The 26927-nt window shown below is 73.6% G+C and carries 21 protein-coding genes and 3 pseudogenes; 18 read left to right on the forward strand and 6 right to left on the reverse strand.

What is annotated here, in order from left to right; translation table 11 throughout:
• Positions 1-20 precede the first annotated feature (20 nt).
• The gene (locus ACZ3KJ_RS18590; RefSeq protein ID WP_467528186.1) at positions 21-785 is read left to right on the forward strand and encodes a VOC family protein; all 765 of its coding nucleotides are present in this window, start codon (positions 21-23) and stop codon (positions 783-785) included.
• An 82-nt stretch (positions 786-867) separates the two neighbouring features.
• Here the strand turns inward: ACZ3KJ_RS18590 and ACZ3KJ_RS18595 are convergent, their stop codons facing one another.
• Positions 868-1497, reverse strand: coding sequence for a MarR family winged helix-turn-helix transcriptional regulator (locus ACZ3KJ_RS18595; RefSeq protein ID WP_467528188.1), 630 nt, complete (start codon positions 1495-1497; stop codon positions 868-870).
• Positions 1494-3200, reverse strand: a complete 1707-nt coding sequence (locus ACZ3KJ_RS18600; RefSeq protein ID WP_467528190.1) for an FUSC family protein — start codon at positions 3198-3200, stop codon at positions 1494-1496. The genes ACZ3KJ_RS18595 and ACZ3KJ_RS18600 overlap by 4 nt, the downstream gene beginning before the upstream one ends.
• A gap of 166 nt (positions 3201-3366) precedes the next feature.
• On the opposite strand from ACZ3KJ_RS18600, the gene ACZ3KJ_RS18605 reads away from it, so the two are divergent.
• From ACZ3KJ_RS18605 to ACZ3KJ_RS18625, 5 genes are all read left to right on the forward strand, one after another.
• Positions 3367-3924, forward strand: a complete 558-nt coding sequence (locus ACZ3KJ_RS18605; protein ID WP_467528192.1) for a DUF5134 domain-containing protein — start codon at positions 3367-3369, stop codon at positions 3922-3924.
• 180 nt (positions 3925-4104) lie between these two features.
• Positions 4105-5040: a M56 family metallopeptidase gene (locus ACZ3KJ_RS18610; RefSeq protein ID WP_467528193.1), complete on the forward strand. Its 936-nt coding sequence runs from the start codon at positions 4105-4107 to the stop codon at positions 5038-5040.
• Between the two features lie 68 nt (positions 5041-5108).
• Complete coding sequence (locus tag ACZ3KJ_RS18615) at positions 5109-5780, forward strand: phosphatase PAP2 family protein (protein ID WP_467528195.1); 672 nt, start codon at positions 5109-5111, stop codon at positions 5778-5780.
• 93 nt (positions 5781-5873) lie between these two features.
• Entirely contained in the window at positions 5874-6566 is a 693-nt protein-coding gene (locus ACZ3KJ_RS18620) for an HAD family hydrolase (protein WP_467528197.1), read from the forward strand.
• Positions 6567-6758: 192 nt separating this feature from the next.
• Entirely contained in the window at positions 6759-7433 is a 675-nt protein-coding gene (locus ACZ3KJ_RS18625; protein ID WP_467528199.1) for a TetR/AcrR family transcriptional regulator, read from the forward strand.
• On the opposite strand, the gene ACZ3KJ_RS18630 is transcribed toward ACZ3KJ_RS18625, so the two are convergent.
• A complete protein-coding gene (locus tag ACZ3KJ_RS18630; RefSeq protein WP_467528200.1) occupies positions 7421-8923 on the reverse strand; it encodes an LVIVD repeat-containing protein in 1503 nt (500 codons plus the stop codon). The genes ACZ3KJ_RS18625 and ACZ3KJ_RS18630 overlap by 13 nt on opposite strands.
• 201 nt (positions 8924-9124) lie before the next feature.
• Between ACZ3KJ_RS18630 and ACZ3KJ_RS18635 the strand changes: the two genes are divergently transcribed.
• The 3 genes from ACZ3KJ_RS18635 (at position 9125) to ACZ3KJ_RS18645 (ending at position 13434) form a co-directional block, all read left to right on the forward strand.
• Positions 9125-9832 (forward strand): DUF305 domain-containing protein, encoded by a 708-nt coding sequence (locus tag ACZ3KJ_RS18635; RefSeq protein ID WP_467528201.1) that lies wholly within the window; start codon positions 9125-9127, stop codon positions 9830-9832.
• Positions 9833-10521: 689 nt separating this feature from the next.
• Positions 10522-11892: an FAD-dependent oxidoreductase gene (locus ACZ3KJ_RS18640; protein WP_467528202.1), complete on the forward strand. Its 1371-nt coding sequence runs from the start codon at positions 10522-10524 to the stop codon at positions 11890-11892.
• 93 nt (positions 11893-11985) lie between these two features.
• Positions 11986-13434 (forward strand): nucleobase:cation symporter-2 family protein, encoded by a 1449-nt coding sequence (locus ACZ3KJ_RS18645; RefSeq protein ID WP_467528203.1) that lies wholly within the window; start codon positions 11986-11988, stop codon positions 13432-13434.
• A 115-nt stretch (positions 13435-13549) separates the two neighbouring features.
• On the opposite strand, the pseudogene ACZ3KJ_RS18650 reads toward ACZ3KJ_RS18645, so the two are convergent.
• A pseudogene (locus tag ACZ3KJ_RS18650) lies at positions 13550-13780 on the reverse strand (PaaX family transcriptional regulator C-terminal domain-containing protein); the annotation flags it as partial.
• A 310-nt stretch (positions 13781-14090) separates the two neighbouring features.
• Between ACZ3KJ_RS18650 and ACZ3KJ_RS18655 the strand changes: the two are divergent.
• The 6 genes and pseudogenes from ACZ3KJ_RS18655 to ACZ3KJ_RS18680 all read left to right on the forward strand — a co-directional run bounded on the left by ACZ3KJ_RS18655 (position 14091) and on the right by ACZ3KJ_RS18680 (position 21877).
• Positions 14091-15245 (forward strand): WD40/YVTN/BNR-like repeat-containing protein, encoded by a 1155-nt coding sequence (locus ACZ3KJ_RS18655; protein ID WP_467528205.1) that lies wholly within the window; start codon positions 14091-14093, stop codon positions 15243-15245.
• Between the two features lie 36 nt (positions 15246-15281).
• Positions 15282-15365: pseudogene (locus ACZ3KJ_RS18660) on the forward strand (uracil-DNA glycosylase); the annotation flags it as partial.
• Between the two features lie 243 nt (positions 15366-15608).
• Positions 15609-16031, forward strand: a complete 423-nt coding sequence (locus ACZ3KJ_RS18665) for a hypothetical protein (RefSeq protein WP_467528207.1) — start codon at positions 15609-15611, stop codon at positions 16029-16031.
• Positions 16021-16677: a hypothetical protein gene (locus tag ACZ3KJ_RS18670; protein ID WP_467528208.1), complete on the forward strand. Its 657-nt coding sequence runs from the start codon at positions 16021-16023 to the stop codon at positions 16675-16677. The genes ACZ3KJ_RS18665 and ACZ3KJ_RS18670 overlap by 11 nt, the downstream gene beginning before the upstream one ends.
• A gap of 2 nt (positions 16678-16679) precedes the next feature.
• Complete coding sequence (locus ACZ3KJ_RS18675; RefSeq protein WP_467528210.1) at positions 16680-21398, forward strand: putative T7SS-secreted protein; 4719 nt, start codon at positions 16680-16682, stop codon at positions 21396-21398.
• A gap of 149 nt (positions 21399-21547) precedes the next feature.
• On the forward strand, positions 21548-21877 hold the full coding sequence (locus ACZ3KJ_RS18680) for a hypothetical protein (protein ID WP_467528211.1): 330 nt from the start codon (positions 21548-21550) through the stop codon (positions 21875-21877).
• 186 nt (positions 21878-22063) lie between these two features.
• Here the strand turns inward: ACZ3KJ_RS18680 and ACZ3KJ_RS18685 are convergent, their stop codons facing one another.
• On the reverse strand, positions 22064-22741 hold the full coding sequence (locus tag ACZ3KJ_RS18685) for a uracil-DNA glycosylase (RefSeq protein WP_467528213.1): 678 nt from the start codon (positions 22739-22741) through the stop codon (positions 22064-22066).
• A 231-nt stretch (positions 22742-22972) separates the two neighbouring features.
• Between ACZ3KJ_RS18685 and ACZ3KJ_RS18690 the strand changes: the two are divergent.
• The 3 genes and pseudogenes from ACZ3KJ_RS18690 to ACZ3KJ_RS18700 all read left to right on the forward strand — a co-directional run.
• Positions 22973-23437, forward strand: a pseudogene (locus ACZ3KJ_RS18690) (uracil-DNA glycosylase); the annotation flags it as partial.
• A complete protein-coding gene (locus ACZ3KJ_RS18695; protein ID WP_467528214.1) occupies positions 23434-24426 on the forward strand; it encodes an N-acetylglucosamine kinase in 993 nt (330 codons plus the stop codon). The pseudogene ACZ3KJ_RS18690 and the gene ACZ3KJ_RS18695, both read left to right, overlap by 4 nt.
• 158 nt (positions 24427-24584) lie before the next feature.
• Positions 24585-25508, forward strand: a complete 924-nt coding sequence (locus ACZ3KJ_RS18700; RefSeq protein WP_467528216.1) for a sirohydrochlorin chelatase — start codon at positions 24585-24587, stop codon at positions 25506-25508.
• 300 nt (positions 25509-25808) lie between these two features.
• Here the strand turns inward: ACZ3KJ_RS18700 and ACZ3KJ_RS18705 are convergent, their stop codons facing one another.
• The gene (locus ACZ3KJ_RS18705; protein ID WP_467528218.1) at positions 25809-26849 is read right to left on the reverse strand and encodes a lactonase family protein; all 1041 of its coding nucleotides are present in this window, start codon (positions 26847-26849) and stop codon (positions 25809-25811) included.
• Between the last annotated feature and the right edge of the window lie 78 nt (positions 26850-26927).

Raw genomic sequence — 26927 nt, forward strand, 5'->3', positions numbered from 1 at the left:
CTCCCTTCGGAAGGAACGCGATGAAGCTCGACGCGCCCGTGCCCGGCGGGCCCTGCTGGGCCGAGCTGGGCACCAGTGACCTGGAGGCGGCCCGGCGGTTCTACGGGGAACTGTTCGGCTGGCGGTGCGAGACGGATCCGCGGCAGGAGGCGGGCGGCTACACCGTCGCGTACCTCGGTGACGCGGCGGCCGCCGCGCTCAGCCCCCTGTACCAGGAGAGCCGGCCCGTCGCCTGGAGCGTCTCGTTCGCGGTCTCCGACGCCGATGTCACCGCGCGGCTGATCGAGGAGGCCGGGGGCAAGGTGCTGGTCGGCCCGATGGACGTGTTCGACGCGGGCCGTTTCGTGGTCGCCCTCGACCCGGGCGGCGCCGCCTTCCAGCTCTGGCAGGCGCGGGCCTTCCCGGGTGCCGGGGTGTTCGACGCGCCCGGCTCCCTGGGCTGGGTGGAGCTGATGTCCCGCGACCCGAGACGGGCGGAGACCTTCTACACGACGGTGTTCGGCTGGACCGTGCGCCCCTCGGAGCACTACACGCAGTGGGGCGTGGGCGGCGCGGACTTCGGCGGCATGGTCACGATGGACGACAAGTTCCCGCCCGAGGTGCCCCCGCACTGGCTGCCGTACTTCGCGGTCGCCGACGTGGACGCCGGCGCGGCGACGGCGGAGCGGGCGGGCGGCACGGCGCTGATGGAACCGACCTCGCTGCCGGACGGCCCGCGGATCGCGGTGCTGCGCGATCCGCAGGGCGCCGTGTTCGGGGTGTACCGGGCCGGTGACGAGGGCTAGTCGGCCACGGGCGGTGCCCGCCCCGGACCCTCCTCCGCGCCGGGAGGCCCCGCCGAGGACCGCGCCGGTGGTCCGCCGGCGGTCAGACCCGCAGCGCCTGCATGTGTCCTTCCAGGCGGCTCAGCAGGTCCCCGAGCAGCCCCGCCAGCTCGCCCTGCCGGTCGGCGTCGAGGGCGGACAGGACGGCGGTCTCGTAGGCGAGCTGCTCGGGCATGATGCCGTCGACCAGGTCACGGCCGGCGTCGGTGAGGCGCACATGGGCGACGCGGCGGTCGCGGGTGTCGCCCCGGCGCTCCACGAGGCCGCGTTCGGTCAGTTGCTTGAGGCGCTTGGTGACGGCGGCGCCCGACGAGAAGGTCTCGCGGGCCAGGTCGCCCGGCGTCAGCTCGTGACCGGTGCGGCGCAGCGCGCCGAGCAGGTCGAACTCGGGACGGCTCAGACCCGCCCGGCGCAGGGGGGCGTCCTCGGCCTGCTGGAGCAGGGCAGCGCAGCGGTTGACGCGCCCGATGATCTCCATGGGGGCGGTGTCGAGGTCCGGGCGGACGGACCGCCACTGCCGTACGACCGCGGCGACGGTGTCGCCGCCGGCCGGTTCCCCGGTTCCCCCGTGGCGGGCGGCGGCGGACCGTTCCCGTGCCGGGCCGTCCTCGCCGGCAAGCCGTCCCCGTGCTGCGCCGTCCCCGTCGGCAGGCCGTCCCTGCGTCGCCGTCATGGCCGTACGCCCTCCGCTCTCGTGCTGGTGTCCCGGGCCGGGAGGAGTCCCTGGCGCCGTACCGTAGCGGCGAGCGTACGGTGTCCGGACTGTTCGGCCGCGACGACCCTCTCCTGGGGCAGCGCCCGCTGCCACCATTCGCCGGAGGCCGCGTCGGCGGTGGCGCGCAGGTCGACCAGGGCGGCGGCCAGAGCACGGCGGGCGGACTCCAGGACGCCGGGGGCGGGACTCGGCTCGGCCAGCAGGCGGGCGGCCCGTTCGCGGGCGCGTTCGGCGGCCGTCAGGGCGTGTCCGAGGCGGTCGCCGGCGCGGCGGTTGGTGACGACGACCGCGGCGGCGAAGCCGACCAGGGCGCCGACGACGGTGTCCACGACCCGCTCGGTGATCAGCGTGCCCGCGTCCTGGTAGTGGGCGAACTCGCTGATGAGCAGGGCCATGGGGGTCACGCAGACGCTGCCGAGCCAGTAGTTGCGGCCGATCAGCGCCTCCGCGCCGAAGTTGAGCGCGACGCAGACGAGGACCAGGGCGGCCTGGTGGAGGTGGGCGAGCGGGACGAGCACGGCGAAGGCGAGGACCCCGACGAGGTTGCCGACGACGCGCTGGACGCCGCGGCTCCAGGTGAGAGTGAGGTTCGCCTGGTAGAGGGAGGCGGCGGTGACCAGGGCCCAGTAAGGGCGGCCGATACCGAGGGCGAGGGAGGCGTATCCGGCGAGGGCGCAGCCGAGGGCGGTGCGGACGGCGAGCGGGGTGAGCGGCCGGAGGCGGCTCCACAGCGGGGGCCGTCCGGCGGCCCGCTCGGCGTCGACGCCGAGCAGTTCGTCGTCTTCGCCGAGGCCGCCGCGCGCGGGGCCGCCGGGGCCGTCGTGCCCGGGGCGGCCGTCGGGGGACGCGAGGTCGTCGGGGCGCGGGACGCGGCCGGTGCCGCGCAGTGCGCGGGCCCAGGTGCGCAGGCGCTCCGGGTCGGTGTCGGCGGGGGCCGCGAGGGCCACCTCGGCGCCGATCACGAGCCTCTCCAGGGCGCGGTTCGTCTCCCCCTCGCGGGCCGACAGCAGGGTCTGCCAGGCGGCCTGGACGGCGGCCGCCGCGGCGGCGCGGGCGCGGGAGTGTCCGTCGCCGGTGCCGCGGGTGGCGGCGTACGCGGCGGCCGCGTCGAGGGCCTGGGCGGTGGCCCGGCGCTCGGGGCCGTGCGGGCGCAGCAGCCCGGGGGCCATGCCGATGAGCCAGGACCAGGCGCCCGCGGCGAGGGCCAGCCCCAGGTGGCCGGGGATCTGTCCCAGGGTCTGGGAGGCGAACAGCGACGCGGAGGTGATGAAGGTGAGCACGACGTTGCCGGGCGGGCCGAGGCGGGTGACGTCGCAGAGCACCTTCTGCGCGGCGGCAAGCAGGGCGCCGACGGTGACGAGGACGACGGCGTCCGTGGTGAGCGCGGCAGCGAGCAGGGCGACGGCCAGTCCGCCGGTCATGCCCAGCACGACCCAGGCGAGGACACGGGCGCGGACGGCGTACGGGCGGTTGTGGGCGTACAGCGCGCACAGGGATCCGGCCATCGTGTACATCGCCAGGTCGAGGCGGCCCAGCGCCAGCAGGATCAGGTTCGGCGGGGCGACCGCGGCGACCACGCTGAGAGCGGGCTTGAACCAGATGTCGGAGGGCCGGCCGAGGCGCAGCACACCGGCGAGCGGGAGTCGGGTCGCACTTCTCATGTCCACTAATTTAGCATGTGTTTTACTCGTAAAACATCAACCGTGACGCCCGTCACCCGGCGGCGTGCTCCGCCGAACGCTCCCCGCGTACCCCCTTGCGCTCGCGTGCGCACCGCGTGTCCTGGGCATCGCATCCCTCGACCGACCGTCGAGCGGGGAGGTGCGCGTGCACGGACCGGCTTCGCCCGGCTGGCTGCTGGTCGCGCTGTGTGCGGCGACCGGCGCCTACTGCCTGCTGCGGATGCGCAGCAGGGACGACGAGCAGCGCCGGGCCGCGGGCGGCGAGGCGCTCATGGGCTTCGGCATGGCGGTGATGGCGGTGCCCGCGGCGGTGTTCACCCCGCCGGAGTGGGCGTGGGGGGCGTACACGGCGGTCTTCGGCGCGGCCGCGCTGCACGCCCTGTGGGCGGCCCGCGGCGGTGTCCACCATCTGCACCACCTGGTGGGCGCCTCGGCCATGGTCTACATGGCGGTCGTGATGGCCGCCGCCCCCGCGGCCTCCACCGGCGCCGGCGGGCACGTCCACGGCGGCGCCGGGAACCCGCTGCTGACGGGCGTGCTGCTGCTGTACTTCACCGGGTACGTCCTCGTCTCCGGGGTGCGGCTGCTGCCCGCGGGGGCGGCGGCCGGAGGGACCCTCGCCTGGAGCGACCGGCCCGAACTGGCGCGGGCCTGCCGGCTGTCGATGGGGATCGGGATGCTCGCCATGCTGCTGACCATGTGAGGGGCCGGCCCGTCCGGCGGACTCACGGGGCGGACGTCGCCGGCCCGACGGACCGTGCCGGGTCCGGGCCGGGTCGGGCTGGGTCGGGCCGGGTCGGGCCGGGTCGGGCGGTGGTGGCCTGCGTCACTTGACGTGACAAGCCGTACCCCTGAGCGGTGCGCCGCTCATAGGGTGCTGTCCATGGTGGTCCCCGCGGTCCTGCTGCTGCTCGGCGTTCTGACCGCTGTCGTCGCTCCCCGGCCGCTCACCCGGGCCGACTGGCCGGACCGGGAACCGGTCGTCGCGCTGTGGATGTGGCAGTGCGTGGTGGCGGCGGTGCTGCTGTGCTGCGCGCTGTCGATGACGCTCAGCGCGGCGGCGGCGTGGCAGGCGGTGCGCGGGCACGTCTTCGCGCCGGCCCCGCGCGCGGTCGTCGAGGCGTACGCCCTGGGCCCGTCGGGCCCCTGGGCGGCGGCGACCGCGGTGGCCCTGGCGAGCGCCGGGCTGTGGAGCGGCGCGATGCTGGCGCGGGAAGTCGCGCGGGCGGGCTCCCGGCGCCGGCGCCGACGGGCCGAACTGCACGCGCGGGCACCGCTGTTGCCGGGCGAGGAGCCCGCGGCGGGACGGCTCGTGGTCCTGGAGGGCGAACGGCCCGACGCCTGGTGGCTGCCGGGAGGGGCGCCCCGGCTGGTGGTCACCACCGCCGCGCTGCGCCGCCTGAAGGGCCGTCAGCTCGACGCGGTCCTCGCGCACGAGCAGGGGCACGCCAGGGCCCGGCACGACTGGCTGCTGCACTGCTCCTCCGCGCTGGCCGACGGGTTTCCGCAGGTGCCGGTGTTCGCCGCGTTCCGGGACGAGATGCACCGGCTGGTCGAACTCGCCGCCGACGACACGGCCTCCCGGCGCTTCGGCCGGCTGACGACCGCGCTGGCGCTGGTGGAACTCAACGAGGACCGGGGCGTGTTCGGCCCCTCCCCCGCTCCGCGGGCGCACGTGCCGCAGCGCGTGCACCGCCTGCTCACGCCCCCGGACCGGCTCACCGCGGCCCGTCGGCTGCGGCTGACGGCGGCCGCCTCGCTGGTCCCCGTGATCCCGGTGCTGGTGACACTGGTGCCGGCGCTCCGGGCGCTCGGCTGACCCGGCGCGGGGCCACGGGCCGCCTTCCGGGTTGGCTTCGAACGCCGCTGTTCGGCAAGGATCACCTCATGCACGACCCGTACGCCGACTCCCCGCCCGCCCCGTCGCGCTTCCGCACCGCCGTCCGCGCCGGCCTCGCCCTGGGGCTGTGCTCCCTGCTGCTCCTGGTCCCGGTGTGGGCCGAGTGGCACCCCCTGCTCTCCGCCGACCGCGACATCTCGCGCACGACACACCGCTGGGCCGTCACCGAGCACGGCCTCACCCGGGTCTGCCGCGTCCTCAGCGACTGGGTCTGGGACCCGATGACGATGCGGCTGCTGTGCGCGGCCGTCGCGGCCTGGCTGGTGTGGCGGCGCTCGGCGTGGTGGACGGCGGCGTGGCTGGTCACGGTGTCGGCCGTGGGCACCGTCCTCCAGCAGGGCCTCAAGGCGGCGGTCGGCCGCGAACGCCCCCGCTGGCCCGACCCGGTCGACTCCGCCCACTACGCGGCCTTCCCCTCCGGACACGCCCTCACGGCCACGGTCGTCCTCGGCCTCCTGCTGTGGCTGCTGTACCGCCACGGCGTCCGCCCCGCCGTGTGGCGTACGGCGGTGGCGGTGGCCGTCGTCTCGGTGGCGGGCGTGGGACTGACCCGCGTGTGGCTCGGGGTCCACTGGCCCTCGGACGTCCTCGGCGGCTGGCTCCTGGGCATGACGCTGGTGGCACTGGCGATCGCCGCCCACCTGCGCTGGCGGCCGTGAACTCCTACCGGGCCGGCGGTCCCTGCGTGTGCCGCGACGCCGGGCTCCCGCTTTCGGGGAACGTCGACGCGGGGCGTCCGTAGGATCCGTGCCATGACCTCCGCCGTGCTGTTCGACTTCTCCGGGACCCTCTTCCGCATCGAGTCCGCGGAGTCGTGGCTGCGGGCCGTGCTCGACGCGGCGGGTGCCGAACTGACCGGGACGCACCTGGCCGCCGCCGCGCGGGCGCTCGAAGCGGCCGGTGCGCTGCCGGGTGGCGCGCCGCCCGGCCGGGTGCCCGAGGAACTGGCCGGGCTGTGGCGGGTGCGGGACGCGAGCGCCGAGGCGCACCGGGCCGCGTACACCGGGCTCTCCCGTCAGGTCCCGCTGCCCGATCCGACGCTCCACGACGCGCTGTACGACCGGCACATGACGCCGGCCGCCTGGGCGCCGTACCCCGATGCCCTGCCCGTACTGGGCGCGTTGCGCGAGCGCGGGATCCGGGTGGGCGTGGTGAGCAACATCGGCTGGGACCTCAGGCCGGTGTTCCGCGAGCACGGCCTCGATCCGTTCGTGGACACGTACGTGCTGTCGTACGAGCACGGCGTGCAGAAGCCGCACCCGCGGCTGTTCGCGACGGCGTGCGAGGCGCTCGGTGCCGATCCGCGGACGACGCTGATGGTGGGAGACGACCGGCGCGCGGACGGCGGGGCGGCGGCGCTCGGCTGCGCGGTGCACTTCGTGGACCACCTGCCGGCGGCGGAACGGCCGGACGGGCTGCGGCCGGTGCTGGATCTGGTCGGCTGAGACGCGTGGACCCGCGTCCGCCGTGGGCCCGGGGCCCGGTGGCCGCGGGCCCCTCGGCGGGGAGCACGCCGACTCTGGACGATCCCCCGTGTCGCCCAGAGAAGGCGGCCGCCCGGCCCGGCTCACGCACGGAACCGGCGGGGATGCGCTGAGTATAGTTGGCTGTCGGCCAGTCAACGCAGGAGTTACAGCATGTCCCCGCGCAGCGCCTCGGTCAATGAAGAATTGCGGCGGCGTTCCCGGGAGCGACTGCTGCACGCCGCCGTCGAGTTGGTGAGCGAGCGCGGGTACGAGGCGACGACGCTCGGCGACATAGCGGACCGGGCGGGTTCGGCGCGCGGACTGGTGTCGTACTACTTCCCCGGCAAGCGCCGGCTGGTGCAGTCGGCGGTGCACCGGCTGATGCACCGCACGCTGGAGGAGGCACTGGAGCGGGAGCCGCGCGCGGAGGACGGCCGGGAGCGCATGGCGCGGGCCATCGACGCCGTCCTGGGCCTGGCGCGGGACCGGACGGTGCTGATGCGCCAGCACATGGCGGGGCTGCTCCAGGCGGAGGGCTTCGTCCCGTGCACGGAGCAGCGGCGGCTCGCGGAGCTGCTGCGGGACACCGTGGCACGGCACGGATCGCGGGACGTCGACGCCGACTACCCCGTGCTGCGCGCCCTGCTGATGGGCTCCGTCTACGCGATGGTGCTGCCCGCCGCGGGGGTACCGCTCGCCCGGGTGCGGGCCGAGCTGTTCGCCCGTTACCGGCTCGGCTGGGAGCAGGGGTTCCCGCCGGACGCCGGGGCGCCCGGCGGGAACGGTGACGTCGACCTGTCCCGCTTCTTCGCGACGGGACGGCCCGCCGGCGATCAGCCGAAGTAGTCCGGCTGCGTCTGCACGTTGAGCTCGGGCAGGCGGACCCGCTGGGCCGGATCCGTGCGCCGGTCGTCGATCCGCAGCACGTCGAGGCCCTTGGCGATGTCGTTCGAGTAGATGTAGCCGTTGTAGTAGTACGCCGACCAGGAGCCGGCGGTGGTCAGCCGCTCGGTGTCCACCGGGCCGCGCTCGAAGTAGGCGATCTCCTTCGGGTGGGCGGAGTCGGTGAAGTCCCAGACGGAGACGCCGCCCTGGTACCAGGCCTGGACCATGAGGTCCCTGCCCTTGACCGGGATCAGTGAGCCGTTGTGCGCCACGCAGACCTCGGTGGCCGCCTGGGGCCGGTCGATCTTGAAGTAGCTGCGGAGGACGAGCTTGCGGTGGTCGCCCTTGCCGACGATGTCGTAGATGCCGTCGGCGCCCTTCTCCGGGCCGATCTCCGGGGTGCAGGTGGCCGCGCCGCCGCCGCCCAGTTCGTCGGTGAAGACGACCTTGTCCGCCGTCTGGTTGAAGGTCGCCGAGTGCCAGAACGCGAAGTTCACGTTGTCCTGGACCTGGTCGATGACCTTCGGGTTCTCCGGGTCCTCGATGGAGAACAGGATGCCGTCGCCCATGCAGGCGCCGGCCGCGAGGTCCTTCTCCGGGAGCACCGTGATGTCGTGGCAGCCGGTCGTCTTGGAGACGCCCGGGTTGGTGGGCCCGCCCGGGTTGCCGCCGCCGTCCGGTCCCGCACCGGGGAAGAGGACGGGGAAGTTCACGACCGCGGCCTGCTCCGGCGCCTTGCGCGGCACCTTGATGATCGAGATGCCGTCGTGCGGGGGCTGGCAGTCGGGGTAGGCGGCGTTGGGCGAGTACGAGGAGACGTACACGTAGACGTTCTTGCGCTCAGGCACCAGGGTGTGGGTGTGCGAGCCGCAGGCGGTCTCGACGGCGGCGACGTACCGCGGGTTCCGCTTGTCGCTGATGTCGAAGATCTTCATGCCCTCCCAGGAGGACTTCTCGGTCACGGGCTGCGTGGTGCTGTTGCAACTGCTGTCGCTGCGCGAGGAGTCGGTGGACAGGAAGAGCAGGTTGCCGGAGACGGAGATGTCGTTCTGCGAGCCCGGGCAGAGCACCTGGGCGACGGTCTTCGGGGACTTCGGGTCACTGATGTCGAAGACGCGGAAGCCGTCGAAGTTGCCGGCGAAGGCGTACCTGCCCTGGAAGGCGATGTCCGAGTTGAGGCTGCTGAGCGCGTCCTTGGGCACGTTGGCGAGGTGCTCGATGTTGGCGGAGTGGACGATCTCGTCCTGTCCCGGCACCTCTCCCGCGGCTATCGCCTCGGCCACCTCGGTCCGTACGTCCTGGGACACCTCGGGCTCCGCGGCCGGGCCGTCCCCCGGGTCGGGGGTCGCGGCCGCCGGGATGGCCGTGAGCAGTGCGGCCAGGATGCCGGCACAGGCCGCGACCACCGCCGACCGTCTGCGCCGCCTTCGGGGATCGTGTAACAGGGTCACTGCTTCCTCCCTTGCTGCCGTTCACGGGGAACGGTTCACGGTCCTCCGAAGTATCGTCTTCATCATGCACATATCAAGAGTTGGCAACACACTCGTCACGAAGGTCCGCGGCCGGCCGGGACAGGATTCGTGCTAGGACGGTCACGCATGCCCCTGCCCGCTCCCGACAGGGTGTCAGACCCGCCACGACAGGAGGTCGTTGTGCTCTTCCGCCGCGCGTCCCTCACCCGTGCCTCGCTGCCGGCGCTCGTCCTCGCGGGCTGTCTCGTCCTCGCGGGCTGCGACTCCGGGACGGACGGCACGCCCGAGGGGGCGGGCGGACCCTCGGTGCTCGTGCCGGGGAAGCCGGGCGAGGAGAACCGGACGCTGTCCGCCGAGGACGCCGCGGAGCAGCGCGCCGAGGACGACACCCCGAACTCGGCGGACGTCTCCTTCGCCCGCATGATGATCGAGCACCACGGCCAGGCCCTGGAGATGACCGCCCTCGCACCGAAGCAGGCGAACTCGGCGCAGGTCAAGGCGCTGGCCTCGCGCATCGCCGCCACCCAGGGGCCGGAGATCGAGGCCCTGCGGAGCTGGCTGTCGGCCCACGGGGAGGACGACGGGAGCACGGCGGACGGCGCGAGCCCGGGGAGCACGGCGGGGAACGGAAGCGCGGCGGACGGCGGGCACGATCACACCGCGATGCCCGGGATGGCCACGGAGGCGCAGATGGGGAAGCTGCGGGCGGCCCGCGGCAAGGCCTTCGACGAGCTCTTCCTCACCCTGATGATCACCCATCACGAGGGCGCGCTCACCATGGCCGCGGACGTCAAGGCGCAGGGGAACAACATCCGCGTCGAGGAGATGGCGGACGACGTGGTGGCGGAGCAGACGACGGAGATCACGCGGATGAGGGCGATGCTGTGACCCGCCGGCCCGCCGTCCCCCGCCGGGCCGGCGGGGGGGCGGGGGGGGACGGCCGGCCGACGGGGGACGGCACCGGCCGGGCCCGCATGCCTTCGCCGCAGAAGCGTGCAGTTTGTGGCACGCGGGCCGTGCCGGCGTGGGCCGGGGAGCGTGGCTCGGGGGGCCGGGGCTCGGGGGCCGGGGGCCGTGGCGCGTGGCTCGGGGGCCGGGGGCCGTGGCCCATGAGGTCCGTGGTCCATGAGGCCCGTGGCTCGTGGCTCGTGGGCCATGGCGCGTGCCGTGCCGGGGCCCGTGGGCCATGGCGCGTAGCGCGTAGCCCGGGGGCCTGTGGCCCGTGAGCCCCCGTGCCGCCGTAGCCCCGGCGCGTGCCGTGGCCCGGGGGCCCGTGAGCCGTGGGCCGTGGGCCGTGGCGCATAGCCCGGGGACCGGTGGCCCGTGGCGCGCAGTCCGGGGGCCTGTGCCCCGTGGCGCGTGGCCCGTGGGCCCGTGCCGCACGCCGCACGCCGCACGCCGCACGCCGCGAAGAAACGACCCGCCCAGCCCGCACGCCGCGTAACCGCGCGATCACCCCCCTCGCAGGCCGACACGCGCGTGTCCTCGGCGTCCGGTACCTGTCTGCGCGGCGGGAGCGGTGCCATGCTGGAAGCGTCAGCGCTCTCCTGCGCCTGCCGGGGGTAAGGAGTTCGGCCGTGCTCCGTGTCGCCGTCGTCGGCTCCGGGCCGAGTGGGGTCTACACCGCCCAGAGCCTGGTCCAGCAGGACCCCGAGGTGCTCGTGGACGTCCTGGACCGGCTGCCGTGCCCGTACGGGCTGGTGCGGTACGGCGTCGCCCCGGACCACGAGAAGATCAAATCGCTCCAGCAGAACCTGCGCACGGTGCTGGAGCACGAGCGGGTGCGCTTCCTCGGCGGGGTGCGGGTCGGGGCGGGCGGGGTGCCCGTCGAGCGGCTGCGGGAGGTGTACCACGCGGTCGTGTACTGCGTCGGCGCCGCGGCGGACCGACGGCTGGGGATCCCCGGGGAGGACCTGGCCGGCAGTTGGTCGGCGACCGACTTCGTGGCCTGGTACAGCGCCCACCCGGACGCCGTCGTCGACGGCTGCCTGTCGGGTGCCCGCTCGGCCGTGGTGATCGGCGTGGGGAACGTCGCGGTGGACGTCACGCGGATCCTGGCCCGGGGCGCGGCGGAGCTGACCGCCACCGACATGCCGCAGGCGGCGCTGGCGGCCCTGGCCGCGAGCGAGGTGACCGAGATCCACATGGTCGGGCGGCGCGGCCCCTCGCAGGCGCGGTTCACCACCAAGGAGTTGCGGGAGCTGGGCGGTCTGCCGGACACCGATGTGATGGTCGACGAGGCGGAGCTGGCGCTGGACCCCGCGTACCGCGACCCGTCCGCCCTGCCGGCGGCGCAGCGCCGCAACATCGAGGTGCTGCGCGGCTGGGCGGCCGCGCCGCCACGGGGCCTGCGGCGCCGGATCCGGCTGCGCTTCTTCCTGCGGCCCGTCGAACTCCTCGCGGCCGGCGGCCGGGTGCGCGCGGTGCGCTGCGAACGCACCGCTCCCGACGGGCTCGGCGGGGTGACGGGAACCGGCGTGCACGAGGACGTCGACGCACAGTTGGTGCTGCGGTCGGTGGGCTACCGCGGAGTACCGCTGGAGGGGCTGCCGTTCGACGCGGAGCGGGGTACGGTGCCGCATCTCGCCGGACGGGTGCTGCGCGACGGCGCCGTGGCGCCGGGCGAGTACGTGGCCGGCTGGATCAAGCGGGGCCCGACGGGTGTCATCGGCACCAACCGGCCGTGCGCGAAGGAGACGGTGACGTCCCTGGTGGAGGACGCCCCCGTCCTGCTGCGGCGGGAACTCGGGGAGCCGCTCGCCCTGTTGCGGGCCGCCGGGGCGGAGCCGGTCGAGTGGGCGGGATGGCTGGCCATCGAGCGCGCCGAGGCGGAGCTGGGGGCCTCCCTGGGGCGGGGCGTGGTGAAGCTGCCGGACTGGGCGGCCCTGCGGGCGGCGGCGGGCACGGCCGGGTCCGGCGGGCAGGACACACACCGGCAACACCGGTGAAATCAACAAACTGTTTAAGGCTCGTACGGTCTCGTGCTGTCCGGATGTCGCCACCCCCTCAAGCCCGCCCTCCCTCGCCGCCTTGGAGTGCCCATGCCCACGCCCCCACCCGTCCACCCCGTCGACGAAGTGCCCCCCGCACGGCAGTTGGCCGCCTTCGGCCTGCAGCACGTGCTCGCGATGTACGCCGGCGCGGTGGCCGTACCGCTGATCGTGGGCGGGGCGATGAAGCTGTCGCCCGCCGACCTGGCGTACCTGATCACCGCGGACCTGCTGATCTGCGGCATCGCCACGCTCATCCAGTGCGTGGGGTTCTGGCGCTTCGGCGTACGGCTGCCGATCATGCAGGGCTGTACGTTCGCGGCCGTGTCGCCGATGGTGCTGATCGGGACGACGGGCGGCGGACTGCCCGCGATCTACGGCTCGGTGATCGTCGCGGGACTCGCGATCGTGCTGCTGGCACCGGTGTTCGGCCGGCTCCTCCGGTTCTTCCCACCGCTCGTCACCGGCACGGTGATCCTGGTCATCGGCATCTCGCTGCTGCCGGTCGCGGGCAACTGGGTGGCGGGCGGCGCCGGTGCGGAGGACTTCGGGGAGCCGAGGAACATCGCGCTCGCCGCGTTCGTGCTGGCGGTGGTGCTCGGGGTGCAGCGGTTCGCGCCCGCCTTCCTCAGCCGGGTGGCGGTGCTGATCGGCATAGCGGTGGGCCTCGCGGTCGCCGTCCCCTTCGGCTTCACGGACTTCGGCGGGGTCTCGGACGCCGACTGGGTCGGGATCAGCACGCCGTTCCACTTCGGGGCGCCCGTCTTCGAGGCGTCGGCGATCATCTCGATGCTGGTGGTGGCCCTGGTGACGATGACCGAGACGACGGGTGACCTGATCGCGGTCGGCGAGATGACGGGCCGCAAGGTGGAGCCGCGCTCCCTCGCGGACGGTCTGCGCGCCGACGGTCTGTCGACCGTCCTCGGCGGTGTCTTCAACACCTTCCCGTACACGGCGTACGCGCAGAACGTGGGTCTGGTCGGCATGACCCGGGTGCGCAGCCGCTGGGTGGTCGCCGCGGCCGGCGGCATCCTCGTCCTGCTCGGTCTGCTGCCGAAGCTGGGCGCGGTGGTCGCGGCGATCCCGGCGCCCGTCCTGGGCGGCGCGGGCCTGGTCATGTTCGGCACGGTCACGGCGAGCGGGCTGCGCACCCTGGCCGAGGTCGACTTCAAGGGCAACCACAACCTGACGGTGGTGGCCGTGTCGGTGGCGATGGGCGTGCTGCCGGTCGGCGTCCCGACGCTCTACGAGAAGTTCCCCGACTGGTTCCAGACGGTGATGAACAGCGGGATCAGCGCGGGCTGCGTGACCGCGATCGTCCTGAACCTGCTCTTCAACCACCTCCCCGGCAAGAGCGGTCCGCCGGCCGCCGAGGCGGACGCGTCGACGACTGGGTCGACAGCTGGGTCGACGACTGCGTCGACGGCTGTGTCGACGGCTGCGCGGGCGGACGGCGGCGCCGACGCGGGCGTCGGGAAGTCCCGGGAGGAGGTCGCCTAGGCCGTCCGCCCGGAGCAGTCGCGGGAGAGCCCGTCGCCGTCGGCGGCGGGCTCTTGCCCGGCCTGCCGGCCTGCCGGCCTGCCGGCCTGCCGGGCTGCCGGGCTGCCGGGCTGCCTCAGCCGGGCGCGGCCGGTCGGACGGGCGTCCGCCCGTGGACCGCTTCCGTCAGCTCCCGCCGGTAGGCGGTGTACGCGGCGCGCAGAGCGGCGCCCGGCCAGTCGGCGGGCAGGAGTTCGGGCGGCAGGACGGGGTCGGCGAGCAGGTGCCGTACGGCGGCCGCGTGGGCGGTGAAGCGGTCGGCGGGCCGTTCGGCCCGCGCGATGTGCGCGAGCAGGGCCCGGGCCGTGCCTTCTGCGCCACCCGGCTCGGCGGCGACCGGGGGTACGCCTTCGGCACCCTCCCCGACGGCGCCGACCTCGACGGCATCCTGGAGCGGGCACCGACGGGCGGGCTCTGACGAGCGGACGCTGTGACGGACGGGCTCTGACCAGGCCATCTGCCCTGGGACACGCACCAGGGCCGTGCCGCACGACCGTGCCCCTCGAGGCGGGACCTCCTCATCGAAGCGGCGCCCCGTACCCTCCGGCGGGCGGCGCCCCGGGGGCCATCACCGCCGACGTGACCTGCGGCGACGCCGCTTCCGGAGGTGACTGTCAGTGGCGGGGTGCAGACTGGCCGTTGGCTGGGACAGCGCCGTCCCGTCCAGCACAGCGGAGGTGACCGGCATGACCGAGGTACTGCTCGCCGTGGGCACGCGCAAGGGCCTGTTCATCGGGCGCAGACGCACGGGCACATGGGAGTTCGACGCATCCCCCTGTTTCAACGCGCAGGCGATCTACTCGGTGGCCATCGACACCCGCGGTGACCGGCCGCGGCTGCTCGCCGGTGGTGACAGCGCCCACTGGGGCCCGTCGGTGTTCCACTCCGACGACCTCGGCCGGACCTGGACCGAACCGGCACGGCCGGCCGTGAAGTTCCCGCCGGACACCGAGGCCTCGCTGGAGCGGGTCTGGCAGCTGCACCCGGCGGCCGCCGAGCCGGACGTGGTGTACGCGGGCACGGAACCGGCCGCGCTGTACCGCTCCGAGGACCGCGGGGAGAGCTTCGAGCTGGTCCGCCCTCTGTGGGAGCACCCGACGCGGTCCCGGTGGGTGCCGGGCGGCGGCGGTGAGGGGCTGCACACGGTGCTCACCGACCGGCGCGACCCGAGGGCGGTCACGGTGGCGGTGTCGGCGGCGGGCGTGTTCCGCACCACCGACGGCGGCGCGAGCTGGACACCGTCCAACTCCGGTGTCTCCGCGGTGTTCCTGCCGGACCCGAACCCCGAGTTCGGGCAGTGCGTGCACAAGGTCGCGCGGGACGCGGCCACCCCCGACCGCCTGTACCTGCAGAACCACTGGGGCGTGTACCGCAGCGACGACGCCGGCGCGCACTGGACCGACATCGGCGAGGGACTGCCCTCCACCTTCGGATTCGCCGCCGCCGCACACCCCCGCCGGGGCGACACGGCGTACGTCTTCCCGATCAACGCCGACGCGGACCGGGTGCCCGCCGGCCACCGCTGCCGGGTCTTCCGCACGGCGGACGCGGGCAGGAGCTGGGAGCCGCTGTCGGCGGGACTTCCGCAGGAGGACCACTACGGCACCGTGCTGCGCGACGCGCTCTGCACGGACGACGCGGACCCGGCGGGCGTCTACTTCGGCAATCGCAACGGCGAGGTGTTCGCGTCGGCCGACGACGGGGACACCTGGCGGCAGTTGGCCTCCCACCTGCCCGACGTGCTGTGCGTGCGCGCCGCGGTGGTCGGGTGAGCCCTGCCGCCGCCGTAAGCCGTACGGCAGTAGGGTCCCTTCGACGAGGTCCGCGTCCTGATCGTCGGGCAGGCCCCCTACCCGACACCGGGACACACCGGTGGGAGCTACTTCTCCGTGTGCGCCGCCGAACCGTTGGAGTCCCCGAGCCCGGCCGAATAGATCAGAGGGTGGGTCTTCCGTCCCTGCATCCGAGCACGTGACAGGAAGCGTTCGCCAGGTGCTCGTCAGCCCTATCGGCTGTCTGCCCGGTGGCCGGACGCTTTGCCTGCCGGCCGGGGTGAGCCTCCGTGAGCACCACTCGCGCCTTCCCACGCGTCGTGATCTACGGTGTCATCAACCACGTACGACGGGGGAGGGGCCGTGGAGCAGGCAAGGACGGCGCTGGCCGAGCGGATCGCCGAGCGGAGAAGGGGAGTCGGTGACCCTCGGGCACTGGTCGGTGAGATGAGACGCTCGGTCCTGCTGGTGCCGACGGCCCATGGAGGGCTGTGGTCGGTGCGTTCGGGCGGTGTGCGGTGGATCTGCGGGTTCACCGACGAGGCCGCGCTGGCACGGTTCGCCCTGCGGCACGGGTCAGGTGGTCAGCCCATGGACTACGCGGCGCTGTTGGGCGCGCGTGTCGTGGACGAGGTCGTGCCGTCGCTGGACGAGCCCGCCGGTCTCGCCGTGGACATCGCCACGGAGGACGGGTCGATGTTCTTCCCGCCAGCCGTCGGCATCGTCCCGGACACGGTCGCCGTCGATGCCGGTCGGTCGGGCGAGGGGCGCGGGCATGGGTGGTGACGGTGCGGACCTGCATCTCGGCACGGAGGCCGTGGCCAAGTTCACGCAGGGCGTGGGCGCGACCATCGACCAGCTCGGTGAACTCGGTGGTGCCACCGGTTCGGTGATGGGAAAGGGCTTCTCGGAGCTGGCGATGACCGGGATGGAGGCCGGGCACCACGGCCTCTCGGTCGACTTCGAGGACTTCTGCGAGCGCTGGGAGTGGGGAGTGCGCGCCCTGGTGAGCGACGCCAGCGCGCTCGCGAACCGCCTCGGCCTGGCGGCGGGCACCCAGTGGGAGAACGACCAGTACGTCGCGGGCGCGCTGAAGGTGGGTGTCAACTCCGTGATGGGCGGCAATCCGCATGCCGGCGAGGAGGAGATCGCCCAGCAGGACTGGGGCGATGTGTTCACGCCGGACTTCCTCGACCCGGAGTGGAGCGCCGAGTCGTTCGACAAGGCCGATCAGGACATCACGCAGACCTGGAAGGACACCGGCCGCACGGTTCTCACCGAGGGCCAAGGCGGCCAGCGGTCGCAGATGGTCAACGACGCGCTGGGCATCTCCGACGACCAGTGGAGCCAGGCGCTGGACGAGACCTTCGGCCCGTCGCCGGAGGAGCGCGCCCAGCAGGCGCGGCAGCAGGGTGAGTCCGGGGAGAACTGACCGTGGGTATCGGCGACTTCATCAGTGACATCACGCCCGACTCGGTCGAGGACGTGGTCGAGGACGGCGTCGAGTGGGTCGGCAGCCGGGTCGAGGACGCCGGGAACTGGACGGCCGACCGTCTGGACGACGTCGGCTGGGAGTCGGGCGCGGACTGGGTGCGCGAGCAGTCACGTTCGGTCGCCAACCGGTTGGGCGCCGAGGTCGACGAGATGGATCTCGGGCAGACCGAGGACAAGACCGAACTGATCTACGGCAGCCCGGACGAGATCCGCTCCACCGCCGAGAAACTCCGCGGCTTCCGAAAGTCCCTCGACGATGCCGGCGACGGTCTCAGGGGCCTCGACTCGTCCGGGCTCAAGGGCGAGACGGCCGAGGCGCTGCGCACTGCGGTGAGCACCCAGCCGCCCAAGTGGTTCACCGGTGCCGACGCCTGTGAGAAGGCGGCCACAGCGCTGGAGGCGTTCGCCGGTACGGTCACCTGGGCGCAGGGGCAGGCGCAGACGGCGATCGACACGTGGAAGGAGGGGGTCAAGGCTTCTGAGAAGGCCGCCGACGCCCATCGCAGGAAGGTCGACGACTACCAGAGCGCGGTCGATCGTTCCTACGCCCAGCCCGCTGACAAGCGTGACCCGTCCGCGCTCCCGCCTTGCCCTGCCGACACGTTCGACGACCCCGGCAAGAAGCTGATGCAGGATGCGCAGGACATCCTCGCCGAGGCCCGCAAGCAGCGGAATGCGGCGGCGGAGACCGCGCGTTCCGCGATCCGGGCCGCCCGTGACCTGGCGCCGAAGAAGCCGTCCTACACCGAGCAGTTGGGCGACGGCATCCAGGAGCTGAAGATCATGGGTGACCATGTCGAGGGCGGCCTCATCAAGGGCACGGCCGGCATCCTGAACTTCGTCCGCTCGGTCGACCCCATGGACCCGTACAACATCACGCACCCGGCCGAGTACGCGATGTCCCTCAACAGTCTGGCCGCGGGGCTGGTGGTCGCCGCCAACGACCCGGTGGGCACCGGCAAGCAGATGATCAGCGACTTCATGAAGGACCCGGCCGAGGGCTTCGGCCGTCTACTGCCCGACGTCGCGCTGACCGTGGCCACCGGCGGAGGCGGCGCCGCGGTGAAGGGCGTGCGGATCGCCGAGGAGGCGGCCGACCTCGCACGGGCGCGCAGGCTGCTCGACGACGCCCCGGAGGGAACCCACAACCGTGTGGACGGGGAGCGCACCACCGACGGCTCCGACCCGGTGGACCTCGCAACGGGCCGGATGTTCCTGCCCCAGACCGATGTGGAGATCGCCGGTGTCCTGCCGCTGGTCTTCACCCGTCGTACCGAGTCCGGCCTCACGATCGGCCGCTTTCTGGGACCCTCCTGGTCGTCCACGGTCGACGAGCGGCTGGAGATCGATGCCGTCGGAGTCGTCCATGTCACCGCCGACGGCCTGCTGATCACCTATCCGCACCCAGTACCCGGCGACCCCACCCGGCCGGAGACGGGCGCCTCCCGCGCCCTCCTGGCCCGGGACGGGCACGGCGACTACACCGTCACCGACCCCGACACCGGCCTGACCCGCCACTTCACCGCCCCTCCCGGCAGCGAACCGGGTGGCGACGGAGCCGCCTGGCTGACCGGCATCACCGAACCCAACGGCCACACCATCACCGTCGACCGCACCGAGGACGGCCTGCCGCTGGCACTGATCCACTCGGCAGGCCACCAGGTGAAGCTGACCACCGCCGACGGCCGGGTCACCGGGCTCTTCCTGGCCGGTGCGGGAGAGGGAAGCGCGGATCTGCCCCTGATGGGCTACGGCCACGAGGACGGCAACCTCACCACCGTCACGAAGCCGTCGGGTGCCACCACCACCTTCCTCTACGACGACCGCTGCCGCGTCATCGCCTGGATCGACTCCAACGGAAGCCGCTACGACTACGTCTACGACGACCGCGACCGGGTCGTCGCCGAGGGCGGCGAGGCCGGCCACGTCCAGATCACCCTGACCTACACCGAACCGGATCCCGAGACCAGCCACCGCACCACCACCCTCACCACCGCCGAGGGGCACACGACCCGCCACCTGATCGGTGCGGGCTGCCGCGTCCTGGCCACCACCGACCCCCTCGGCCACACCACCCGATTCACCCACGACTCCCGCGGCAACCTGCTGACCCGCACGGACCCACTGGGCCGCACCACCGCGTACTCCTACGACGAGGAAAGCCGACTCGTCACGGTCACCCGCCCCGACGGCACCGAGCTCCGTGTCACACGCGGCCCGTCCGGCCTGCCCACGGAGCGTCACGACCCGGACGGCGCCCGATGGCTCCAGGAGTTCGACGAGCGGGGCAACCGCACGGCGCTCACCGATCCGGCCGGCCGCACCACCCGCCACGCCTACGACGAATCCGGTCTCCTGACGTCCGTCACCGATGCCCTGGGAGCCACCACCGTCGTGTGCTGCGATGCCGCCGGCCGCCCGGTTCAGGTGACCGACCCGGCCGGCGGCACCACCCGATTGGAACGCGACGCCCTCGGCCGTCTGGTCCGTATCTCCGATCCGGTGGGCGCCGTCACCCGCCTGGAGTGGCACGCCGACGGGCAGCTCGCCCGGCGCATGGGCCCCAACGGCGCCACCGAGTCGTGGACCTACGACGGCGAGGGCAACTGCCTCACCCATACCGACGCGGCGGGCGGGGTGTCCCGCTTCGAGTACACCCACTTCGACCTCCTCTCCGCCCGCACCCAGCCGGACGGCGCACGGTACGAGTTCGAGCACGACGCCGGCCTGCGGCTCACCCGGGTCACCGACCCGCAGGGACTCGCCTGGACGTACGGGTACGACCGGGTCGGCCGACTCGTCTCCGAGACCGACTTCGACGGCCGCACCCTCACCTACGGCCTCGACGCCGCCGGACAGCTCATCACCCGGACCGATCACCTCGGCGGCGTGGCCGCGTACACGTACGACGAGCTCGGCCGGTTGGTCCGCAAGGAGGTCGCGGGCCGGGTCACCGTCCACACCTACGACCGCGCCGGACGCCTTGTCCAGGCATCGAGTCCGGACAGCGAACTGGTGCGCCGCTACGACCGGTGCGGCCGCTTGAGGACCGAACTCGTCGACGGCCGCGCCCTGGACCACGCCTACGACGCCGCCAGCCGCCGGATCCGTCGCGCCACCCCCACGGGACTGGTCACGAACTACGCCTACGATGCCGCGGGCCGCCCCACCCGGGTGTCCTCCGGCGGCCACGACATCACCTTCACCCACGACGCGGCCGGACGCGAAGTGGAACGCGTCTTCGACGACATCGTCAGCCAGGCCTCCGCCTGGGACGAGACCGGCCGGCTGTCCGCCCAGCACCTCTCTGCCGGTTCCCGCACGCTCAACGAGCGTACGTACACCTACCGCGCCGACGGCCGTCTCACCGCGATGTCCGACCGGACGTCGGGGACGCGCACCTTCGACCTCGACCCGGTCGGCCGGGTCACCGCCGTCCACGCGCGCGGCTGGAGCGAGCGGTACGCCTACGACGCGAGCGGCAACCAGACCTCGGCCGCCTGGCCCGACTCGCACCCCGGCCACGAGGCCGCCGGCCCCCGCGCCTACACCGGCACCACCCTCACGCGTGCGGGTGACGTCCGCTTCGAGCACGACGCCCTCGGCCGCGTCACCCTGCGCCAGAAGACCCGGCTCTCCCGCAAACCGGACACCTGGCGCTACACGTGGGACGCCGAGGACCGCCTCACCTCCGTGGTCACCCCGGACGGCACCCGCTGGCGCTACCGCTACGATCCCCTGGGCCGGCGCACCGCCAAGCAGCGGCTGGCGCCGGACGGCGAGACCGTGGCGGAGGAGATCCGCTTCACCTGGGACGGCCTCACCCTCTGCGAACAGACCACCGTCTCCGGCGACCTGCCCCGTCCGGTGACGCTCACCTGGGAGCACCGCGGCCTGGTGCCCCTCGCGCAGACCGAACGCATCCTCACCCCGGACGCCCGCCAGGAGGAGATCGACCGGCGCTTCTTCGCCGTGGCCACCGACCTGATCGGCAGCCCCACCGAACTGGTCGACGAGTCCGGGCACGTGGCCTGGCACACCCGCACCACTCTGTGGGGAACCACTGCCTGGTCCCGCTCCAGCACGGCCTACACCCCGCTCCGTTTCCCCGGCCAGTACTACGACCCGGAGACCGGCCTCCACTACAACCTCTTCCGTCACTACGACCCGGAGACCGGCCGCTACACGTCCCCGGACCCGCTGGGGCTCTCACCGGCGCCGAATCCGGTCGCCTACGTGACCAACCCACACACCGTCTGCGACCCCTTCGGACTGTCGCCGTACCCGAACAGCGACGGCCCGACCATCGGCGAGTACACCTCCAAGGGCGAAGGGCAGGACCTCAAACGCTCTGCCATGGTGGGCGACGACCAGTGGAACTTCAACACCGGCCACGGGTACGACCGAGCCCACACCGGACCCGACGGAACCACGAACGATCTGCGCACCACCGACTTGAAGCCCGACCAGATCGAACAGGCGATCGTCTCCGACGTGTACGCGTACATCAAGGACGGCGGGGTCGTTCCCCGCCCCGGCCCCGGGTTCACCGGCCCACTCGACAGATCGGTGCAGATCGACGGGCACGACATCGGCTACCGGGTCATCCAGCGGCCCGATGGCGCCTACCAACTGTCCACCTACTGGCTCAACCCGTAGCGACCGGTTCCCGGTCCCGACACCGCACCGGCCGCCCGGGCGGCGCCGGGATCGACTGCTAAGGTCTGGGCGCCCGTACCGCCCGCGACCACCCCGGCCCTGCGGGACGCCGGAAGAAACCAGAAGAAGCCCCTCAGGAGAACCGACAGATGCCCGATCCGACCCACGCGGCCAGGAGCCTCAGCCAGGCGATCGACGGCGCCGACAGCCAGCAGGTCAACGAAGCGGCCCGTGACTACGTCGAGAAGCTCACGTTCGCGACGGCCGACGAGATCCTCGCCATGCTCCGGGACGTCCTCGCCGAGGACTGGATGGCCCTGCCGCCCTGGGCCCGGAATCTCGCCTACCGCCTGGCTTGCCTGCAACGTCCTGACGACCCACGACTGCTCCGGGAGGCGGCCGCGGACCTGCTGTGCTTCGGACCCGACTGGGACACGTTCGCCGAGGACCTCAAGAGACGTGCGGCAGAACTGGAGTAGGGCCTGGACCGACCAGCTCCAAGAACTCTCACTCACCCGGCTCGGGCACCGGACGGGCTGCAGAACCCGGCATCTCGCTGCCGGACACCCCACACCCCCGAGCCGACGACGATGACGGCATCCGGCTGCGCCTGGGCCCCGACACCCGCGGGTACCGCTACCTCAAGGAAGCAACGCGGGCCGTGCCTAGGGAAGTTGCCAGTCCACCGGCTGGGCACCCTGCCGCAGCAGCAGGTCGTTGGCCCGGCTGAACGGACGCGAACCGAAGAAACCCCGGTCCGCCGACATGGGGGACGGATGAGCCGACTCGATCGCCGGAAGATCCCCCAGCAGCGGGCGCAGATTGCGGGCGTCGCGGCCCCACAGGACGGACACCAGCGGCTTGCCGCGCGCGGCCAGTGCCCGGATCGCCTGCTCGGTGACCTCCTCCCAGCCCTTCCCGCGGTGCGCGCCCGGCTTGCGCGGGGCCGTGGTGAGCGCCCTGTTGAGCAGCAGCACCCCCTGCCGGGTCCAGGGCGTCAGATCGCCGTTCGACGGCCTGGGCACCCCGAGGTCGGAGTGCATCTCCCGGAAGATGTTCTCCAGGCTTCCCGGCAACGAACGCACCTCGGGCGAGACCGCGAAACTCAACCCGATGGCCATTCCCGGTGTGGGGTAGGGATCCTGGCCGACGATCAGGACGCGAACATCATCGAAAGGCTGTTGAAAGGCCCGCAGGACATTCGCTCCGGACGGCAGGTACGTCCGGCCGGCCGCTATCTCGGCCCGGAGGAAGTCCCCCATCGCAGCGATACGTTCGGCCGCAGGTTCAAGAGCCTTCGCCCAGCCTGCTTCAACAAGTTCATGCAAGGGTCGTGGTGCCACGGCGTCACCCTACTGGCAGGCACCGGGCTCCCGCACGATCGCAGACGCCCCCACGCGCGGACGCCGCAACCGGCGCTACTCTTGCTCCTCATCGAGGTCACCGAGCCGGCCCAGTAGATCGCCCAACCGGTCGCCGGGAAGGAGGGGAGCCTGTTGCATCCAGTGATCAAGCCACTCCGCCATGGCCATCACAAGCTGTCAGCCTCTCGTCGCCGGTCCCCGGATCTCGGAACTCACGCGCACGCGGTGGGCCTGTCGTTCTCGGTCGCGCCGGACGTGCGGCCGCTGCCCGGCAGCCTGATCAACATCTACCGGGAGCTGACCACCGACCTGGGCCTGCCCCAGCCGTCCGACGGCGATCTGACGCCCTGGACCCGGCAGGGGGTGCTGCTGCTCAACAGGGCGCTCACCACGGCCCCGCGCAAGCCGGGCGCGCACCGCGGGAAGGGCTGGGAGGAGGTCACCGAGCAGGCGATCCGGGCACTGGCCGCGCGCGGCAAGCCGCTGGTGTCCGTCCTGTGGGGCCGCGACGCCCGCAATCTGCGCCCGCTGCTCGGCGATCTGCCCGCGGTGGAGTCGGCTCATCCGTCCCCCATGTCGGCGGACCGGGGCTTCTTCGGCTCGCGCCCCTTCAGCCGCGCCAACGACCTGCTGATCCGTCAGGGGGGTCACCCCGTCGACTGGCGCCTGCCGTGACCGATCCCGCCGGCCCGCGCCCCTCCCCCGGCGTCCTCGCCGTGGACTCGGGCGGCTCCGGGCTGCGGGTCGCCCTCGGCACCGCCGGACACGGCGCGCCGGCGCGCCGCTCCTCCCGGGTGCCGGTGCGCACCTACGCGCGGGGCATCGACCCGGCACATCTGATGGAGCAGTTGACGCCCATGGTCCGGGCCCTGACGGCGGAGACCGGCGTCCGCCGTCCCGTCGCCGCGGCCGTCGGCGCCGCCGGGTTCGGCACCCTGGGCGAGGCACTGCGCGCCGAACTCCCGGCCGCGCTCGCCCGGGAGTTCGGCGTGCGCGGCATCGCCCTCGCCGCCGACGCCGTCACCGCCTACGCCGGCGCCCTCGGGTGCCGGCCCGGGGCCGTGGTCGCGGCCGGCACCGGCCTGATCGCCCTCGGCACGGACCTGACGGCGTGGCACCGGGCCGACGGCTGGGGCCACCTGCTGGGCGACTGCGGCGGCGGCGCCTGGATCGGGCGGGCGGGGCTGGAGGCGGCCCTGCGCGCCCACGACGGCCGGCCCGGCGGTTCCGTGCCGCTCCTCACCCGTGCCGAGGAGCGGTTCGGACCGATGCCCGGCCTGCCCGGCCTGCTCTACCCGCGCTCCGACCGGCCGGCCGTCCTCGCCTCGTTCGCGCCGCAGGTCGCCGCGTGCGCACCCGGCGACCCGGTCGCGGCCGGCATCCTGCGGGCGGCCGCCCGGCACATGGCCGACGCGGCCGCCGCCGTCTGCCCGACCGGCGGGGAGCCCCGAGTGGCCCTGACCGGCGGTCTGTTCCTGCTGGGCGACGCCCTGCTCGCCCCCGTGGAGGAGGAACTGGCACGGCGGCTGCCGCACGCGCGGCGGACAACGGCCGCCGGCGATCCGCTGGACGGCGCGATCCGGATCGCCGCCGACCTGGCGGCGGGCACGCTCACGCTGCCGGACGACGAGACCGTGCTGTACGTGGTGAACCGCACACCATGACACGAAAGGGGGATTACCCCCTCCGCGGGCAAGTCGCCCGGAAAACACGCTGATCACTTCTGATCCGTACGTAACTCATCAGACAAAAGCGGACGGATACCGCTCACCTGCACCCTCCCCGAACAGGGGAGCCCAGGAAGCCAGTAACATGCGGCGCCATGAGCTCCCCCACTGGGCCCGCGTCCGGCCTGCCTGTACGAATGCCGCGCCCCCGCCAGCCCGGGCGGCACCGCCGACCCGAGCCCCTGGCGGCTCCCGAGGGCGCGCCCGCGCTCGTCCTCGCCGTGCCGGGCACGCCGAGCGCCGCCACCCGCGGCCTCGCCGAGGAGATCGTGAGCATCGCCCGCTCGGAGCTTCCCGGCCTCGACGCGCGCATCGGGTACCTCGACGGGGACGACAGCGACTTCCCCAGCCTCCAGTCCGTGCTGGCGTACGCCGGTGAGGAGCGCACCGCCCGCTACGAGCAGGCCCTCGCCGCCGGGCTGGACGTCAAGGAGCCGGACGGCCCCGTCGCGGTCGTCGTGCCGCTGCTGGCCGGGCCGGACAGCGCACTGCTGCGCCAGGTCCGCCAGGCCGTCATGGACAGCCGGGTCGCCGCCGACCTGACCGACGCCCTCGGCCCGCACCCCCTCCTCGCCGAGGCGCTGCACGTGCGCCTGTCCGAGGCGGGCCTGGCCCGCGCGGACCGCGCGCGCCTGTTCACGGTGGCCACCGCCGCGGACGGCATCATCCTGGCCTCCGTGGGCGGCGACGAGGCCGTGCAGGCCGCCGGCATCACGGGCATGCTGCTCGCCGCGCGCCTCGCCGTGCCGGTGATGGCCGCGGCCCTCGACCAGGAGGGCTCGATCGCCTCCGTCGCCGAGCAGCTGCGCACGTCCGGCTCGCAGCAGCTTGCCCTGGCGCCGTACCTGATCGGTCCGGAGATCGACGCCTCGCTCATCGAGGAGGCGGCCAAGGAAGCGGGCTGCCCCGCCGCCGAGGCCCTCGGCCCCTACCCGGCCATCGGCAAGCTCGCCCTGGCCAAGTACACGACGGCCCTGGGCATCGCCCCCCAGCAACCGCAGGGAACGCCGGTCCGCTGACCGCCCGTTTCCGGCGGCCCCTGCGTCGCGCGTACGGGCCCACGGCACGTCCGTACGGGCCCACGGCACATCGCGGTTCGTCGCGGCACATCGCGGTTCGTCGCGGTTCGTGGTTCGTCGCGGTTCGTCGCAGCAGGTTGCAGGTCCTGGCAGATCGTGGCAGAGGGATCGCAGAACGCCGAAAGGGCCCGCTCCGGGTGCGGAGCGGGCCCTTCGTCGTGCGGGGCGGCCGGTGATGCGCTGTGTCCGACGCGCCCGACGTCCCCGGTGCGCCCGGTCGGGCGGGTGAGCGGGCGCCGGTCAGCCGAGCACCACGCAGGAGGCCGCCGCCACCTCGATCGAGCCGGCCCGGCGGGGCAGACCGGTGGCCGGGTCGAGGGCGAACCAGGTGACGTCGCCGGAGCGTTCGTTGGCGACGTAGAGGAATCCCGCGGAGACGGCGAGCGCGCGCGGCCAGTGGCCCCCGCACGGCACGGTGCCGACCAGGCGCAGCGCCTCCCCCTCGCCCTCCACGGCGAACACGGACAGCACGTCCTCGCCACGGGTGGCCGTCCACACGAACCGGCCGTCGGGCGAGACGGCGATGCCCGAGGGGTAGGCGTCCCCGGCGGGCGCGTCGGGCAGCACGGGGACCTCCACCAGCGGCTTCAGCGAACCCTCCGGGGCGTCCCAGCGGCAGGCGGTGACGCTCGGCGTGAGTTCGTTGACGACGTACGCGTACGAGCCGCCCGGATGGAAGGCCAGGTGACGCGGGCCGGAGCCGGGGCGCAGGGCGACCTCCCGGTGCAGCAGGGGGCTGCCGTCGCGCAGGTCGCACACCCGTACCGAGTCCGTCCCGAGGTCCACGCTGACCACCCAGCGCCCCGTCGGGTCCGGCTGGACCTGGTGGGCGTGCGGCCCCTGCTGGCGCTTCGTGTGCGGCCCGGATCCGCTGTGCCGCAGGACACCGGAGGCGGCCCGGGCCAGGGTGCCGTCCGCCCGGACCGGCACCGCGGTGACGCTCCCGGACCCGTAGTTGGCGGTCAGGACGTGGCCGTCGAAGACGCTGAGGTGCGTGGGGCCGTTGCCGTCGACCGGCACGGGCGCCCCCGCCGGCTCGGGGACGTCCCCGGTCACGCCGTACGCCACCACCGCGCCCTCGGCGGTCTCGCTCACCGCGTACAGCGTGCCGCCGGTCGGCGACAGGGCCAGGTACGAGGGGTCGGGGATGCCGTTCGCCCTGCTCAGGACGGTCAGCGCACCGCTGTCCGGATCCACGGCCGCCACCACGATCCCCGGCCCGCCGGCCGCGGTGAACGAACCGATGAACGCCCGCCCGGGCCGTCTGCCGACCTCCGCCACCGCTGTCCCCTCTCGTGTCGCCGCCGTCCCGGGGGCGACGGTAGCAGCCGACCTCACACGGTCTAGACCAAACGAGCC

The sequence above is a fragment of the Streptomyces sp. NPDC003248 genome, from assembly GCF_055563235.1.

Excerpts from the sequence above, each read along its gene's own strand:
- ACZ3KJ_RS18600 (WP_467528190.1), bottom strand. The coding sequence starts at position 3,200 with ATGAGAAGTGCGACCCGACTCCCGCTCGCCGGTGTGCTGCGCCTCGGC.
- ACZ3KJ_RS18670 (WP_467528208.1), top strand. The coding sequence starts at position 16,021 with ATGGGTGGTGACGGTGCGGACCTGCATCTCGGCACGGAGGCCGTGGCC.
- ACZ3KJ_RS18610 (WP_467528193.1), top strand. The coding sequence starts at position 4,105 with ATGGTGGTCCCCGCGGTCCTGCTGCTGCTCGGCGTTCTGACCGCTGTC.
- ACZ3KJ_RS18590 (WP_467528186.1), top strand. The coding sequence starts at position 21 with ATGAAGCTCGACGCGCCCGTGCCCGGCGGGCCCTGCTGGGCCGAGCTG.
- ACZ3KJ_RS18625 (WP_467528199.1), top strand. The coding sequence starts at position 6,759 with ATGTCCCCGCGCAGCGCCTCGGTCAATGAAGAATTGCGGCGGCGTTCC.
- ACZ3KJ_RS18620 (WP_467528197.1), top strand. The coding sequence starts at position 5,874 with ATGACCTCCGCCGTGCTGTTCGACTTCTCCGGGACCCTCTTCCGCATC.
- ACZ3KJ_RS18680 (WP_467528211.1), top strand. The coding sequence starts at position 21,548 with ATGCCCGATCCGACCCACGCGGCCAGGAGCCTCAGCCAGGCGATCGAC.
- ACZ3KJ_RS18615 (WP_467528195.1), top strand. The coding sequence starts at position 5,109 with ATGCACGACCCGTACGCCGACTCCCCGCCCGCCCCGTCGCGCTTCCGC.
- ACZ3KJ_RS18595 (WP_467528188.1), bottom strand. The coding sequence starts at position 1,497 with ATGACGGCGACGCAGGGACGGCCTGCCGACGGGGACGGCGCAGCACGG.
- ACZ3KJ_RS18645 (WP_467528203.1), top strand. The coding sequence starts at position 11,986 with ATGCCCACGCCCCCACCCGTCCACCCCGTCGACGAAGTGCCCCCCGCA.
- ACZ3KJ_RS18700 (WP_467528216.1), top strand. The coding sequence starts at position 24,585 with ATGAGCTCCCCCACTGGGCCCGCGTCCGGCCTGCCTGTACGAATGCCG.